10 protein-coding genes are annotated in these 14,139 nt (G+C 69.4%); 6 read left to right on the forward strand and 4 right to left on the reverse strand.

Annotated features, from left to right (window positions below):
* From HNV26_RS25275 to HNV26_RS25290, 4 genes are all read left to right on the forward strand, one after another.
* A partial coding sequence (locus HNV26_RS25275; protein WP_171443468.1) for a hypothetical protein occupies positions 1–781 on the forward strand: 781 nt, incomplete at its 5' end.
* A gap of 107 nt (positions 782–888) precedes the next feature.
* Positions 889–2,553, forward strand: a complete 1,665-nt coding sequence (locus tag HNV26_RS25280) for an adenylate/guanylate cyclase domain-containing protein (protein ID WP_171443469.1) — start codon at positions 889–891, stop codon at positions 2,551–2,553.
* Positions 2,550–4,793: a serine/threonine-protein kinase gene (locus tag HNV26_RS25285; protein ID WP_171443470.1), complete on the forward strand. Its 2,244-nt coding sequence runs from the start codon at positions 2,550–2,552 to the stop codon at positions 4,791–4,793. The genes HNV26_RS25280 and HNV26_RS25285 overlap by 4 nt, the downstream gene beginning before the upstream one ends.
* 104 nt (positions 4,794–4,897) lie before the next feature.
* Positions 4,898–5,791, forward strand: a complete 894-nt coding sequence (locus HNV26_RS25290; protein ID WP_171443487.1) for a hypothetical protein — start codon at positions 4,898–4,900, stop codon at positions 5,789–5,791.
* 94 nt (positions 5,792–5,885) lie between these two features.
* Here the strand turns inward: HNV26_RS25290 and HNV26_RS25295 are convergent, their stop codons facing one another.
* The 4 genes from HNV26_RS25295 to lspA form a co-directional block, all read right to left on the reverse strand.
* A complete protein-coding gene (locus HNV26_RS25295) occupies positions 5,886–8,252 on the reverse strand; it encodes a hypothetical protein (protein ID WP_253817009.1) in 2,367 nt (788 codons plus the stop codon).
* A gap of 157 nt (positions 8,253–8,409) precedes the next feature.
* Positions 8,410–9,999: a sigma-54-dependent Fis family transcriptional regulator gene (locus HNV26_RS25300; protein WP_171443472.1), complete on the reverse strand. Its 1,590-nt coding sequence runs from the start codon at positions 9,997–9,999 to the stop codon at positions 8,410–8,412.
* A gap of 13 nt (positions 10,000–10,012) precedes the next feature.
* Positions 10,013–10,846: an MBL fold metallo-hydrolase gene (locus HNV26_RS25305; protein WP_171443473.1), complete on the reverse strand. Its 834-nt coding sequence runs from the start codon at positions 10,844–10,846 to the stop codon at positions 10,013–10,015.
* A 261-nt stretch (positions 10,847–11,107) separates the two neighbouring features.
* Positions 11,108–11,647: a signal peptidase II gene (gene lspA / locus HNV26_RS25310; RefSeq protein ID WP_171443474.1), complete on the reverse strand. Its 540-nt coding sequence runs from the start codon at positions 11,645–11,647 to the stop codon at positions 11,108–11,110.
* A gap of 394 nt (positions 11,648–12,041) precedes the next feature.
* Here lspA and HNV26_RS25315 point away from each other — a divergent pair, with 394 nt between their 5' ends.
* Complete coding sequence (locus HNV26_RS25315; protein WP_140863129.1) at positions 12,042–12,614, forward strand: tRNA-uridine aminocarboxypropyltransferase; 573 nt, start codon at positions 12,042–12,044, stop codon at positions 12,612–12,614.
* Positions 12,615–13,131: 517 nt separating this feature from the next.
* Positions 13,132–14,130, forward strand: coding sequence for a radical SAM protein (locus HNV26_RS25320; RefSeq protein ID WP_140863126.1), 999 nt, complete (start codon positions 13,132–13,134; stop codon positions 14,128–14,130).
* Positions 14,131–14,139 lie beyond the last annotated feature (9 nt).

The raw sequence follows: 14,139 nt of genomic DNA on the forward strand, positions 1-14,139 counted from the left end.
GGTGGGGGCCCTGGTCCGGGTGGTGGACGCCGGCATCGAGCAGGGGGAGGCGGCCCGGGACGCGGTGGTGAATGACCGCCCCTACACGCTGAGCGAGGAGGACCAGCAGGAGCTGCTGACGGCGGGCGTGGCGCTGATGGTGGCCCCGCCGGGCGTCAATCCGGAGCTGATGGTCCGGGTGGGGGTGGTGGACCGGCTGGACGTGGGCCTGCGCTACAGCGGCATCTCCCTGCGCGGGGACCTGAAGTTCCAACTGGCCCACGGCGGAGATGAGGTGGGCCGCTATCTGGAGCTGGGCCAGCGCTCCTTCGACATGGCCCTGGGGGTGGGGGTGTCCAAGCACTTCTTCAGCAGCCCGGTCCTGGACGTGTTGGAGGTGGTGGAGATGAACGACTTCAGCCGCTACGACGTGGAGGTGCCCCTGTACCTCAGCGCGGACTGGGGGGACGTCTTCAAGCTCTACGCGGCGCCCAAGTACATCTACAGCCGCACCCGGCTGGACGCGCGGCTGGTGGATTACTCCCAGCAGGGGAAGCCGGTGTCGGGCTTCGACGCGAGGCTTCCCGCGACGGTGGGCAGTCACTTCGTGGGCTCCACGCTGGGAATCGCCGTGGGCTACCGGTACGTCCACCTCTTCGCCGAGGTGACGGGGGGCTACTTCCGGAGCAGGCCGCAGCTCTTCGGGATGGAGCGGAACCTGGGGGGCGTCACCGTGATGCCTTCGGTGGGCCTGGCCATCCGGGCGGGCGGTTCGGACAGGAATCCGACGGCCGGTCGCTGAGGAGCCGTCCCATCAGGTGGACGCTGCTCGGCCGTGCAGTGGTGATTTCCGAGCGTTCCCCGGTGCCGATGGCCTCTGGTAGTGTCCGGGCCGGTGAGGATTTCCGCGTGAGCCAGTCCCCCGTCCCGTTCGCTCCCCAACCCGGGCAGATTCGCGGCCCCCGACTGACAGGGCGCTTCGCGGATGGCACGCTCGGTGAGTTTCCCCTGGGGCCAGCGACGTCCCTGGGCCGGCATCCGTCCAACACGTTGCGGCTGGTGGACCGGGAGGTTTCCAAGGAACACGCGGTCATCGAGCGTGTGGGCAAGGACTTCGTCCTCAAGGACCTGGGCTCGTCCAACGGCACCTTCGTGAATGGCCGCCGGGTGAAGGAGCTCAAGCTGCGCGACGGGGACGAAATCTCCCTGGGCGCCTCGCGGCTCATCTTCCACAGCGGCGAGCCGGTGGCGCAGCCCGCCGCGCCCACCGCGCCGGGCGTGACGGTGGTGGCGCAGTCCATCTCCATGCCGGCCTTCCTGGCGCAGATGGACCAGGTGCCGCAGAACTTCCGGCCCGCCGAGCAGGTGTCGGACGTGGAGGCGCTGCGCCGCGACTACGAGAAGCTGCGAATCGCCCATGAGTTCCACCGCCAGGTGAGCCTGCAGGGCAGCCAGACGGGGCTCTTCGAGCAGATCCTCAAGGTGGCCTTCCAGCTGCTGGCGGCGGACCACGGCGTCATCTTGAAGGTGGCCGCGGACGGCGAGTTCATCCCGTCGGCGGTGCACCACCGCTCCGACAAGGCCGTCAACGTCATGCTGTCCGACACCGTGCTCAAGCGCGTGGTGGAGACGGGCAAGGCGGTGCTGACGGCGGACGCCATCATCGACGAGCGCTTCTCCGCGGCGGAGAGCATCGTCGCGCAGGGCATCCGGTCCGCCATGGCGGTGCCGCTCAAGGTGAACGGGAAGATCCAGGCGGTGCTCTTCCTGGACAGCCGGCAGCAGATCAACGCCTTCTCGGAGAAGGACCTGACCATCCTCTCCGGCATCGCCTCGCAGGCGAGCATCGCGCTGGAGAACGCGGCGCTGGCCGAGCAGATTCGCGCCGAGGCCGTGACGCGCGCGGAGCTCAGCCGCTTCCTGTCCAAGGCCGTCGCCGACGCGGTGATCGCCGGTGAGACGGAAGACCTGGCGCAGAGCCGGCTGGCGGAGGTGAGCTGCCTCTTCGCGGACATCCGCGGGTTCACCACCATCTCGGAGAACGATTCTCCGCAAGAGGTGGTAGACATGCTCAACGCATTCTTCACCGCCATGGCCGGGGTGGTGTTCCGCCACGAGGGGAACCTGGACAAGTTCATTGGGGACTGTGTCATGGCCGTCTGGGGGCCGCCGCTGTCGCACCCGGACGATGCCGCCCGCGCGCTTCGGGCCGCCTTGGAGATGCAGGACGCCGTGCAGGAGCTGAACCGCCGCCGCGTGGCCGCGGGCAAGCAGCCCATCGAAGTGGGCATCGGCGTGAACACCGGGCAGGCCGTTGTCGGCTACATGGGCAGCGCCGAGCGCCACGAGTTCACCGCCATTGGCGACACGGTGAACACGGCCTCGCGCCTGTGTGGCATGGCGAAGAGCGGTGAGGTGCTGGCCTCCGAGTCCACGGTGCGCAGGGCGGGCGCCGGCTTCGACGTGGAGGGGCTGCCGGCCCTCCAGGTGAAGGGCAAGGAGAAGGCCGTGCCGACCTACCGCGTCCACGGGCTGGAATACACCACCGCCGCATCCACCTCTCGCCGCGCATGAGCCCGACGACGCAGGCCTGCCCCAACTGCGGCCAGCCACACGACATCCGCGTCTACGTGAGCGGCCAGCGTGTCCAGTGCCGCTGCGGCATCCGGTTCGAGGCCCGCCGGGGTGACGTGGCCGCCGAGGTGGCGCGCAACACGATGGTGCCCACGGGCAGCGGCGGCCAGGAGCAGCGCCCTCCGGCCCATGGGACCTCCGGCGTGGTGACGGTGGTTCCTCACGCGGAGCCGGAGCCAGGCATCGATGTCTCCCTTTCGCGTGCTCCGGAGCCCGTGCGCTCCGTCCCTCGCGGCGGCGTGAACGGGCTGCCGGGCGTGGCGGCGCCGGGGACCAGCGGAGTGGCCCTTCCCTCCAGCAACGGAGCTTCGGACGCGTCAGTGGAGCAGACGTTGGTGCGCTCGTCCGCGAAGACGGGCTCGGACAGTGCGCACTCGGAGCTGAACGCGCACGAGAACAGCACCTTCGTGGGCACGGGCAAGGTGGACCTGCCGGGCTTGGAGCTGCTGGAGCTGCTCGGGCGCGGCGGCATGGGCGAGGTGTGGCTCGCGCGGCAGCAGTCGCTGGGGCGCACGGTGGCGGTGAAGCTGCTGCCGCCGCGGCTGGCGAAGGACCCGGAGTTCGTCACGCGCTTCGAGAAGGAAGCCACGGCGCTGGCGGCGCTCAACCACCCGCACATCATCCAGATCATCGACCGGGGCGTCGCGGGCGAGCACTACTACTTCGTCATGGAGTACGTGGAAGGCCGCTCGCTGCGCGAGGCGATGTCGGCCGGGCTCGCGCCGGAGAAGGGCATCAAGCTCCTCCTGGCGGTGGCGCGCGCCATCGAGTGCGCGCACGACAAGGGCATCATCCACCGCGACCTGAAGCCGGAGAACATCCTGCTGGACGGGCGCGGGCACGTGAAGGTGGCGGACTTCGGCCTCGCGGGCATCCGCGCGCCGGACTCGCGCCTGCAGCTCACCGCGACGTCGGTGGCCATGGGCACGCTGAACTACATGGCTCCCGAGCAGCGCCGCGACGCGAAGAACGTGGACGGGCGCGCGGACCTCTTCTCCCTGGGCGTCATCCTCTACGAGGTGCTCACCGGGGAGCTGCCGCTGGGCCGCTTCAAGCTGCCCTCCTCGAAGGTGCCGGGGCTGGACCCGCGCGTGGACCCGGTGGTGGACCGCCTGTTGGAGCAGGACCCGGCCGCGCGCTACGAGAAGGCCAGCGAGCTGTGCGCCGCGCTGGAGGTGATGATTGCCACCAGCTCCGCGCCGGGCATTCCGCAGAGCGACCTGGACGGGCGCATGGTGCCCGCGGCCGCGCGGTCGGTGCTGCCGGCGCGGCAGACCGCGCTGTCGCGTCAGCTCCGCTCGGGCTGGCGGCGCGTGCGCGGTGGCTTGTCGGTGGTGGGCGGGCTGGCGCTGCTGGGCTTCGCGGTCCGGTGGTTCGTGGGGCCGGTGAGCCTCCACCTGGGCGATGACCAGGGCGTCATCATCGGCACGAAGGGTATCCAGGTGAAGCCTGGCAACCGGGTGCTGCCGCCGAACTCCTACGGTGAGGTCTTCTCATCGCTCTCCTTCGCGGCGCCCACCAAGGCGGGGGGCACTTCGCGCCTGGAGCTGGGCTTCAACGAGGGCAACGAGGAGGTCAACGTCCACAGTGGCCAATGGCGGCTGGTGGATGGGGAGCTCCAGGCCTTGCAGGCGGGCAAGGAGACCAATGGGCGGCGGCTGATTCCGCGCGCGTACATCGCTCAGCGCTACTTCTCGTCCAACGATTTCACGGCTGAAGTGCTGATGGACGTGGCGCGGCTGGGTCCGGAGTACGCGCAGGAAGCGGATGCGCAGCACTACGGCGAGCTGGCGTTCCGCATCAAGGACTTGCAGGTCTCCGCGTTCGCCATTCCGGACGTGGGCATGCGGCTGTCGTGGCGCTACTTCATGCCGGACGGGCGCGAGGTGGTGGGGAACAGCGCGCAGGACACGGAGGCGCTCGTCGAGGACGAGATGCCGCTGCCGGCCCACGGCCCCTACCAGGTGCGGCTGCAGCTGCGCCGGAACAGCTCGGGCGTGCTGGTGGAGGCGTTCCTCAACAACGAGCGCTTCGCCCGCAAGCTGCTGGTGGGCCTGGAGGACCGCGTGGGCAAGGTGGCCCTGGGTTGCCGCAACCTGTCCTGCTCGTTCGATGACTTGAAGGTCCGGGGGCACCTGATGCCCCGGCCCGCCCGCCGCGTCGCCGCCAGCCCCGAGTAGCCCGCGCGGCAGGCGAAGGCTTGCGCGGACGCCGCTCCATCCCCAGCTTGCTCCCGGCATGTTCCGCCTCGCGGGCGTCCATGCCGAGCCTTCAGGGGGACGGGATGGAGCTGTGGCGCATGGCGCTGGCGCCGGTCTACGCGGCGTGCCTGTTGGGGCTGTTGGTGGCGGCCTTCGCCTACGGGCGCAAGGACGTGGCGTCCCGTCCCTACCGCGTGCCCCTGTTGTGGTTCGGACTTCTGGCGGGGATGTCGCTCATCGTGCTGCGGCACGTCCAGGGGACCGGGGCGGTGTTGGCCTCGGAGACCGCCGTGAAGGCCCTGGGCGCTGCCCTGCTGGTGCTGGCCGCGGGGTTGGCGCTGCGGGGCGCCTGGGCCCGGACCCGGGCCAACGTGCTGCGGGGTTCGGCACCGGTGCCGCTGGATGACGCGGTGGCGGCGCTGCGTGCCGGTGCGTCCCCGGGCTGGGGCGTCTACCACGGCGTCCTGGACGCGGAGTCGACGTTGACGTCGCCCGGTGGCGTGCCGTGTGTCTTCTTCGACGCGGAGGTGCGCGAGGTGGCGGCGGACGGCCGTCGCGGGCCGCTGTTGTCCCGTGAGCGCGCGTATGCGCCGGTGCTGGCGCTGCGTGGCCAGCGCGTCCGTGCTTCGGTGTCCTTTTCGCCCGCGTCGCTGATGGCCCCGGTGGAGGTCCGCCGGTGCAAGGCCCTGCCAGGCGCGGTGCCCGCGTCCTGGTATCAGACGGCGCATCTGGAGGCCCTGTCCTGGGAGCGCGTGGGCGCGGTGGGCGAATCCTGCCTCGTGGTGGGTGAACTCCGGAGGGGCCCTGTCGAGGGCAGCTACACCCTGGTCGGTCGGGAGGGGGGCCCCGCGATGTTGGTGCTGGGGCCCCAGGCTCCGGCCACCCGTGGGGCGCTGGCGCGCCGGGCCTGGCGGCACTTCGCGGCGGCCGGGGTGTTGTCCCTGGCAGCGGCCGTCGTCCTGTCTCGGGCGCTGTGAGACGCGCGGCGGGGGCCGTACCGCCGCGCAGGCGCGTGATGTGCCGCCAGGCCTCGCGGCCCGAGCGCTGACGCCCAGGCCGGTCGGGTCGCGCTCAGGCGGCTCCGGTGCTTCCGGTGCCTCGCGTGGTGGAGAACACGAGCTGTTCCTCGCTGTCCGCCACCCGCACGGTGAGGGTCCGCTCCACGCCCGCGAGACCCAGCGGCGTGGACTGCGCCAGGTCCGAGAGCAGGGAGCCCGCGGCGCGCAGGTGGAAGCCGGTGGTCCACATGCCCTCCAACTCGCCGAACACGGTGCGCAGCTCGTCCGGGGCCTTGCGTTCGTCAATGGCGCGGCGCAGGCGCACCATGCCGCTCACGAAGTTCCGGCACCGCATCAGCGTGTTGGGGTTCTTAGAGATGACCTCCGCGAAGCTGAAGTTGCCGCCACCCGGGCGCCACTCGCTTTCGATGAGCTGCAGGTCCTTGCCCAGGTCGCGCACCGTGGGGTCCTTCTGGAAGTACCACTTGGCGATCTGCGCGGCGCGGCTGGGTGACAAGTCATTCAGCATGAGGCTGCCTTGCTCCTGCACCTCGCGGAGGTAGGCCTCCCAGATGGGGGCGTAGACCGCGCGCCGGAACTCGGCGGAGGCGCGGGGGAGCTGCTCGCTCCAGGGCAGCGCGCGGGCCAGGGCGCGTGAGAAGCGGGACAGCTCCAGCGTCTGGATGCGGGGCACCAGGGCGCGGAACGAGTCATCCGCCATCTTCAGCTCGAGCCGCGTTTCGATGGGGTGCTTGCCCATGTCCTCCTGCATGGCGCTGATGACGGTGGCCGCGTCCTTCGCGTCCAGCACGCCCCAGACGACGGCGTCATCCACCGCCTGCTGCAGGTCCTTGCGCGACAGCTTCTTCTGCCGTCCCCACAGCATCAGGTGCAGGCCGTAGCCGAAGTCAGAGGCCACGGGGGTGGGGGAGAAGCGCGTCATGTCCGCCTTCAGGTCCACCACCCACTGGCCGCGGGTGCCCAGCAGCTTGTCCTCGTAGCCCCGGCGTCCGAGGAACGCCATGCGCCGGGCGCCCTGGAAGTTCTCCTGCGTCACCCAGGACTGCTTGCTGACGTTCTTCGCCTTGAGCAGCTCGAACGAGCCAACCCCCAGCGAGAAGCCGTAGGCCTGCTGGCGCGTGAGCGTGGTGGCGTGGAGGTAGTTGCGCAGCTCGAACTCGCTCTGCTGGGCGGGGAGGCTCTTCATCCACTTCAGCAGCTCCACCAGGTTGCCCTTGAGCAGGGACTCGTGGAAGCGCATCGCGGTGACGTCCTCCACGACGACCTCCAGCAGCGTGGAGGTCTCCGACAGGCGCAGGTATTCGTACTCGAAGCCCTCGGCGACGTGCGTGCGGACGGCGTTCTCCAGCGCCTCCGTGACGCGGGCCTTGAAGTCGGCCCAGGCCTGCGGAAGGTTGGCCGGGTCCGCCAGCTGCGGGTCGATGCCAAGGCGCTCCAGCACCAGGCCCAGCACCTTCTTCTGGTTGTCGTCCAGCTTCGCCTTGCTGGCCTTGTCCACCAGGCCGTCCATGATTTCCACCGCGGTGGTGCCCTTCTTGACGAGGTCGCGAAGGACGGGCCCCAGCAGCGCTTCCAGCAGCTGGCCCAGCTGGGCCTTCACCGCCGCCGGGTCCAGCAGCTCCACGGTGATGCCCAGGCCGGCGGAGAGCGCCTGCTCATGGGACTTCGCCTTGCGCACGGCGACCTGGATGCGGCCGGCGCGAGGACGGGAGAAGCTGAGCTGGTAGTCGTCGGTGAGGGACACCCGGGCGGACAGGCCCGCCTTGGCGCTGGTCTTCAACGCGAGCAGCTCATTGCCGCGCAGGAAGCCCAGGCGGTTGAGGTTGGTGGGGAAGATGTCCGCCCAGTTGAGCTCCAGCCGTGTGTGGAGCGCGCCGCGGGCCTGCCACGCCACCGCGTCCCCCGTGGTCAGCTTGGCCAGGTCGGTGGCCTGCATCAGCCGCAGCTCGGCCAGGTCGGAGCGCACGGCCTCGCGCATGTTCTCGCCCAGCGGATGCGCGCGGTAGTCGCTGAGCGTGACGGACAGCTCCGTCTGGTTCTCGGCGGCGAGGAAGGACAGGCTGGCGCTCACGGCGGCCTTCACGCGCGCGGACACCTGGTAGCGCATCCACCCGATGTCACTGCCCAGCAGCAGCTGGGGCCGGGGCCCTGGCTCGGCGCTCTCCGGGCTCGGCTCGCCGATGATGCCGTTTTCGTCCACGTCGCCCAGCGAGTTGAAGTTCCGGATGGACGCTTCGCCGGTGGCCTCGAAGGAGAGGGTGAAGCCGTGCATGGCCAGCTTGGGTGGAAGGATTTTCTCTTCCGTGAAGGTCCCCTGGGCCAGCGGCACCTTGATGTCCTGGTCCTGCAGCTTCACGTCGGGCACCTTGCCCGCCACGACGTCGGGAAGCTTCTCCAGCAGCTTGTTGACCACTTTCATGCGCGTCCCCCTGGGCTGAAGCCTCCTGCACGTGGGCCGGAGGTCTCTTCGTCGTACGCCGTTGCCCAGCTCGGAACAAGGCGGATACCAGAAAAGACCGGTGGTCAGCGGACAGATGCCCTGGAGGGTGGGGTGGAGGCCGCCCCCGCGCGGTGCGTCAGGGCTCGTCGCCCAGTCCGTACTCCTTGAGTTTCCGCGCGAGCGTGTTGCGGCCAATCTCCAGCACGCGGGCCGCGGCGGTGCGGTTGCCCTTCACGGCGTCCAGCACGCGCAGGATGTGGCGGCGTTCGACCTCCGCCAGTGGCAGCAGGCCCGCATCCATGGGCGCGGGCGCGGCTGGCGCGTTGACACCGTGCGCGGCAGCCGGAGTCGGCAGGGTGTTCCGGTCCACATCGGGCAGGGGCAGGTGCTCTTCGAGAATCTCCCCTTCACAGAGCACCACGGCGCTCTCGATGCAGTTCTCCAGCTCCCGCACGTTTCCGGGCCAGCGGTAGCGCTTGAGGCGCTCCACCGCGGCGGCGCTGAGGCGGGGCGGCGTCAGCCGGTGCCTCCGGGCGACGGCGGCGACGAAGTGGCGGGCGAGCCGCTCGATGTCCTCCGCGCCGCGCTCCCGCAGCGGCGGCAGCACCACCTCGACGACCTTGATGCGGTAGTAGAGGTCCTCGCGGAAGCGGCCCTCGGCCACCATGCGGGCCAGGTCCCGGTGGGTGGCCGCGACGATGCGCACGTCCACCTTCACGGCCTGGGTGCCACCCACGCGCTCGAACTCGCGATCCTGGATGACCCGCAGCAACTTGCCCTGCACCGGCAGGGGCAGCTCGCCAATCTCGTCGATGAACACCGTGCCGCCGCTGGCTGCCTCGAACTTGCCGGGTACGCGGTGGTCCGCGCCGGTGAAGGCGCCGCGTTCGTGGCCGAAGAGCTCGTTCTCGATGAGCGTGGCGGGCAGCGCCGCGCAGTCCACCTTGATGAAGGACTGGTCCCTGCGGGGGCCATTCACGTGGACGGCACGGGCGAACAGCTCCTTGCCGCTGCCGCTCTCGCCGCGCAGCAGCACCGTCGCGTCGGTGGGCGCGGCCTTGCGCACCAGCCGGTAGATGGCTTGGAGCTGCGGGGACTCGCCGATGATGCGGTTGAAGAAGTAGCCCACCGGTACCTGGGGCTGGTCCTTCGCGCGCTGGAGCTCCTGGTAGAGGCTGGTGCTCTGGAGGGCGGTGCTCACCTGCGAGGCGATGGCGGTGAGCCGCTGCGTGTCGTCGTCGGTGAAGCGGTCCGCGCCGCGGCGGTTGAGGACCTGGAGCACGCCGTAGAGGGCGCCGTCCCCGTCGCGCAGTGGCACGGCGAGCAGGCTGGTGGTGCGGTAGCCCGTCATCCGGTCGATGTCCGCGAAGAAGCGCTGCTCGCCGCGCGGGTCCGGCACGTTGATGGCGTGCCCCGCCTGGGCGACGGTGCCGGCGACGCCCTGGCCCAGCTTGACGCGAATCTGGGACACCTCGGGCAGGTGCGCGGCGCGACTGAACAGCTCGTGGCGGGCCGGGTCCAGCAGCCAGAGGGTGCCGCGGTCCGCTTGCAAGGTGATGGCGATGCGGTCCATCAGCGTCTGGAGGAACGCGTCGAGGTCCACCTCTCTGCCGACGAGCCCTCCGAAGGGGAGGAGGACCTGGGAGACGTCCGAGGGGGCTTGGGGCATGGCGGGCAACGGCGGCAGGACGAAGGCGGAGGTCGCACCATAACATCCAGGGGGCATGGGACCGCCCCTCTCAGGCCGCGCGGCCCAGCAGCAGCCGCTGGCCTTCGCGGGCGGGCTCGCAGATGGGGAAGAGGGCGCGGGCCTGCTCCGCCATGTCCTCGAGCACGTCGTCGCCGTGCGCCGGGTCATGGTGGAACAGGCACAGCCGGCGCGCCCCCACCAGCCCGGCCACGCCCGCGGCATCCATCATGGTGGAGTGGCCCCAGCCCTTCTTCGCCACGCCCTTGCGGCCCTCGTATTCGTCCGGCGTGTACTGCGCGTCCAGGCACAGGACGTCCGCGCCCTCGAAGAGGCGGCCCACCTCCGGCGCGAGCTCTTGTACCCGCACCTCCACGTCCGTGGCGTAGACGAACGAATGGCCATCCGCCTCCACGCGGTACGCCAGACACCCTTGCGGGTGCGGCACGTCGATGGGCGTGACGCGGAAGGGGCCCACCTCCACGGGCCGGGCATGCATCGCCGAGCGGAAGTCCATCCGCGAGCGCATGGTGCTCAGCGGCACCGGGAAGTGGGGCGGCTGCATCTGCGCGGCCAACTCGGACTGGAGCGCCTGGGCCCCATTCGCGCCCGGGCCGTAGAGCGTCAGCTCGGACGTGGGCAGCCAGGCCGGCGTGAAGAAGGGGAAGCCCTGCACGTGGTCCCAATGCAGGTGCGAGAAGAAGAGCGTGGCCTTCTGAGGCGCGCCCTCGCGCATCATGATTTCGCCCAGTGCGCGGATGCCCGTCCCCGCATCCAGGATGAGGCGGTGGCCCTGGCTGGTCACCTCCACGCAGGCCGTGTTGCCACCAATGCGCGAGCCCGACACCGCGATGCTCCCCCGAACGCCATGAAACCGGACTTCCATCGTGAGCCTCCTTGAATGGGGGGCCTCCACGTGGGGCGCCCTCATGCCCGGAGCCTCAGAGCATGGGGTATGCCATTTCCAAGTGCGCGGAATCAGAGGCGAGGGCCTCGGGCGCACCCACCGGTGCTCCAGAGTGGATCGCGCTCGCCTGGTGCGGGCGATCCAAACCGGTACAGGTCGCCCGCGTGGCAGGGCGGCGGGCACGCCTTCCAACGCCAAGGGGCGCGTGAGTGGTGGTCCACTCTCGCGCCCACGCCCTGGCTAGTCGCCCTGGCTCGGAGCGGGAGCGGGAGCGGGAGCGGGCGCAGGGGCCGGCTGAGGACGACGGGAGTCGAAGGCCATCAAGATGGCGCCGACGACGAGCGCGGCGTCCGCGACGTTGAAGGCATACCAGGGGTTCACCGGCCAGAACCCGAAGTCAGCGACGACGAAGTCCGTCACGCTGCCCAGGCGGACGCGATCAATCAGGTTGCCAATGCCGGCGCCGACGAGGCCGAGCGCGACGTGCAGCCGGTAGTGGTCCGCGGGCGACTGGCGGACCAGGTGGATGACCAGCAGGAAGACGGGGATGGCCACCGCGCTGAGGATGAGCTGGGCGTAGGGCAGCGACCGGAACATGCCGAAGGTGATGCCGGTGTTCTCCACGTACTGGAAGCGGATGACGTCGCCGAAGACGCTCATGCCGGTGTAGCCCAGGGGCTTCACGTGCTCGCGGACGAGGACCTTCGTCCATTGGTCGAGGATGAGCAGCAGCGTGGCCAGCCCACCCACGACGAGGTACTTTCGACGCTCCGGAGTCATTGGCGGCGCAGCCTCCTATAAATGAGGTGGCCGGACAACCACCGGGAGTGTCGGAGAGCGGATGCTCATCGTGCTCTCAGGGCCATTGGCAGACCGAGTTACCGCGTGGGGAAGGGCCAGGCGACGAGGGGCGCCGGTACCGGCGTGGGCCGCTCCATGCACGGTAGTAGCCGTATTTCTGGAGCGTTTCCAACTGCCAGAGCCCCGGGCCCACCCGGCCAAGGCGGGCAGCCCAGCGGTCGCTCGGAAAGTCCCTGGCTTCAGGCATTCGCGGCCGTGTCCAGGCCCAGTGCGTCGTCACCGCCCAATCACCCATGGCGAAACATCCCAGCACGAGGGCCAGAGGGAAACGAGTGCTTCTGTTCGTCCAACGGCCGGACCAAGATAGGGGGCAGTGTCTTCCCGTCTCGCCAGTCGCCCGCGTTGTTCCCGCTGCAACCTGGCGCTTCACCTGTGTCTGTGTGACGAGATTCCCCAGGTCCACACGCGGACGCGAATCCTCCTCCTGCAGCACGTGATGGAGATCGCGAAGAAGAGCAACACCGGCGGCGTGGCCGCGCTGGCGTTGGTGAACTCGAAGCGCCTCATCCACGGCTCCCTCAGCGGGAGCGCGGAGCTGGAGCTGCTCTCCGAGCCTGGGACGTGGCTGCTCTACCCAGATGGGCCGCCCGCGCCGCCCGATGCACCGCCACCGCGGCAGCTGGTGGTGCTGGACGCGAGCTGGTCTCAGGCGCGGCGGATGACACAACGGGTCGCCGCGCTCCGGACGCTGCCTCGCCTGGCGCTGCCGCCGCCGGAGCCAGGGCTGCTCCGGCTCCGCGAACCTTCGCACCCCTCCGGGATGTCCACCCTGGATGCCGTGGCTCGAGCGGTGGCGGCGTTGGAGGGGGCCGAAGTGGCCATGCCCCTGGCGCGGCTCGCCGCGCTCCGAGTCCAGCGGATCGCCGAGTGCGGGACCTTGTATTGAGTCCCCGGGGAGCCGTGCGCGGCTCCGTGTCTTCGTGAATCGACACGCGCTTGAGCCGGTCCTGATGGGTACGGGATGTCTGTGATTGAGCTGCCGGGCGGGGGGCATCCACGGCTTCTCCGCGGGAGCGATGCGTTCGGAGCGCGGAGCCGGCGCTGGCTCGCGGCGGCGCCCGGCGCCGTGATGTCAGTGGCGTGAGTTAAAGAGAATGTCGCGGCAGATGAGCCTCCTCCCGGGAGCTCGCGAAGAAGCAGAAAAACTCGCTCTTGCAGATAAAATGAAATCCGCGTAACATCTCTGTGACGTCAGCCTAGGCTGGCTCTTCTATTTCAAGAGGTCACGAGGGGGAGCCCCGGAAGGTTCGGGGGCGCTGTCGGGCGGATGTGACTGTACCCATGCTCAAGGCGGCAGGGGCGTCCTCCTGGGCGTGGTGTGTCTTTCGATTGGGCGGCTCAGATTCATCAACCAAGGCTCTGCGGCCCATTGTCGGCTGCGGGGCTGTTCTGAATTCCTCACCATGTCCGTACGCATCAGAGAGCGCCAGGAGAGCTGGGGCACCATCATCTACGACAACCTCCGCGATGAGTTCTCGGCGAAGGTGTTCGAGGGCTGCGTGCCTGTGCCGCGGAGTCCCATTGGCTGTGGATGGCTGGTCACCGCGCCGTGCAACCTCGTGTGTATCCACTGCTACGGGAACGTCGAGGACCTGCCGTCGAAGCGGCTCTCCACGCCCCAGCAGCTCAAGGTGGCCGACGAGGTCATCCGCGCGGGAATCATGCGACAGATTCTCTCTGGCGGTGAGCCGTTGATGCGCCGAGACACGTTGAACGTCATCGACAAGCTCACGGACCATGGTGTCGCCACCATCCTCGGCACCAACGGCACCTTCCTGACGCAGCAGATGATGAAGACGGTGTCTCGCTGCACGCGGGTGGAAATCAGCCTCGATTCCATGGACGAGCGGGTCAACAACGAGATTCGCCCCAGCCGCAACGCCAAGGGTAACACCTACCAGGAGACGCTCCGGGCCATGGGCCTGTGCGTGGACAATGGCGTGGCGCCGCGCATCCTGACCTGTCTCAACCGCCACAACAGCCAGCATGTCGAGGAACTGGCCCAGTTCATCTACGAGCGGGGCATCCGCGACTGGGCCATCTCCTGGACGCTCTCCGCCGGCCGCGCCTATCACATCTACGGCGAGTTGATGCCGGAGGAGACGTCGCATGTCACCGCGGCCGTGGAGCGGCTGCGGGAGCGCTACCCCGACATGCAGATTCGCCTGTCGGACCGCACCGTCAACTACAGCCGCTACTACTTCCTCATCTGGCCGGACGGGATGATGGGCACCGAGGAGATCGTCACCGGCAAGAAGCTCTTCTTCAGCTCGCTGGTGACGGGCGCCGTCCAGGACGGTTGGAAGCAGGAGAACTACGACCTGGACGCCCACTTCCGGAAGTGGGTGGGGGATCGCATCGAGGTCATTCCCATGGAAGGCCGGAAGCCCCTGGTCGCATAGGATGTCCGT

Source organism: Myxococcus xanthus (genome assembly GCF_013116825.1).
GTDB classification, from domain to species: domain Bacteria; phylum Myxococcota; class Myxococcia; order Myxococcales; family Myxococcaceae; genus Myxococcus; species Myxococcus xanthus_B.

Excerpts from the sequence above, each read along its gene's own strand:
- HNV26_RS25285 (WP_171443470.1), top strand. The coding sequence starts at position 2,550 with ATGAGCCCGACGACGCAGGCCTGCCCCAACTGCGGCCAGCCACACGAC.
- HNV26_RS25290 (WP_171443487.1), top strand. The coding sequence starts at position 4,898 with ATGGAGCTGTGGCGCATGGCGCTGGCGCCGGTCTACGCGGCGTGCCTG.
- HNV26_RS25295 (WP_253817009.1), bottom strand. The coding sequence starts at position 8,252 with ATGAAAGTGGTCAACAAGCTGCTGGAGAAGCTTCCCGACGTCGTGGCG.
- HNV26_RS25300 (WP_171443472.1), bottom strand. The coding sequence starts at position 9,999 with ATGCCCCCTGGATGTTATGGTGCGACCTCCGCCTTCGTCCTGCCGCCG.
- HNV26_RS25305 (WP_171443473.1), bottom strand. The coding sequence starts at position 10,846 with ATGGAAGTCCGGTTTCATGGCGTTCGGGGGAGCATCGCGGTGTCGGGC.
- lspA (WP_171443474.1), bottom strand. The coding sequence starts at position 11,647 with ATGACTCCGGAGCGTCGAAAGTACCTCGTCGTGGGTGGGCTGGCCACG.
- HNV26_RS25320 (WP_140863126.1), top strand. The coding sequence starts at position 13,132 with ATGTCCGTACGCATCAGAGAGCGCCAGGAGAGCTGGGGCACCATCATC.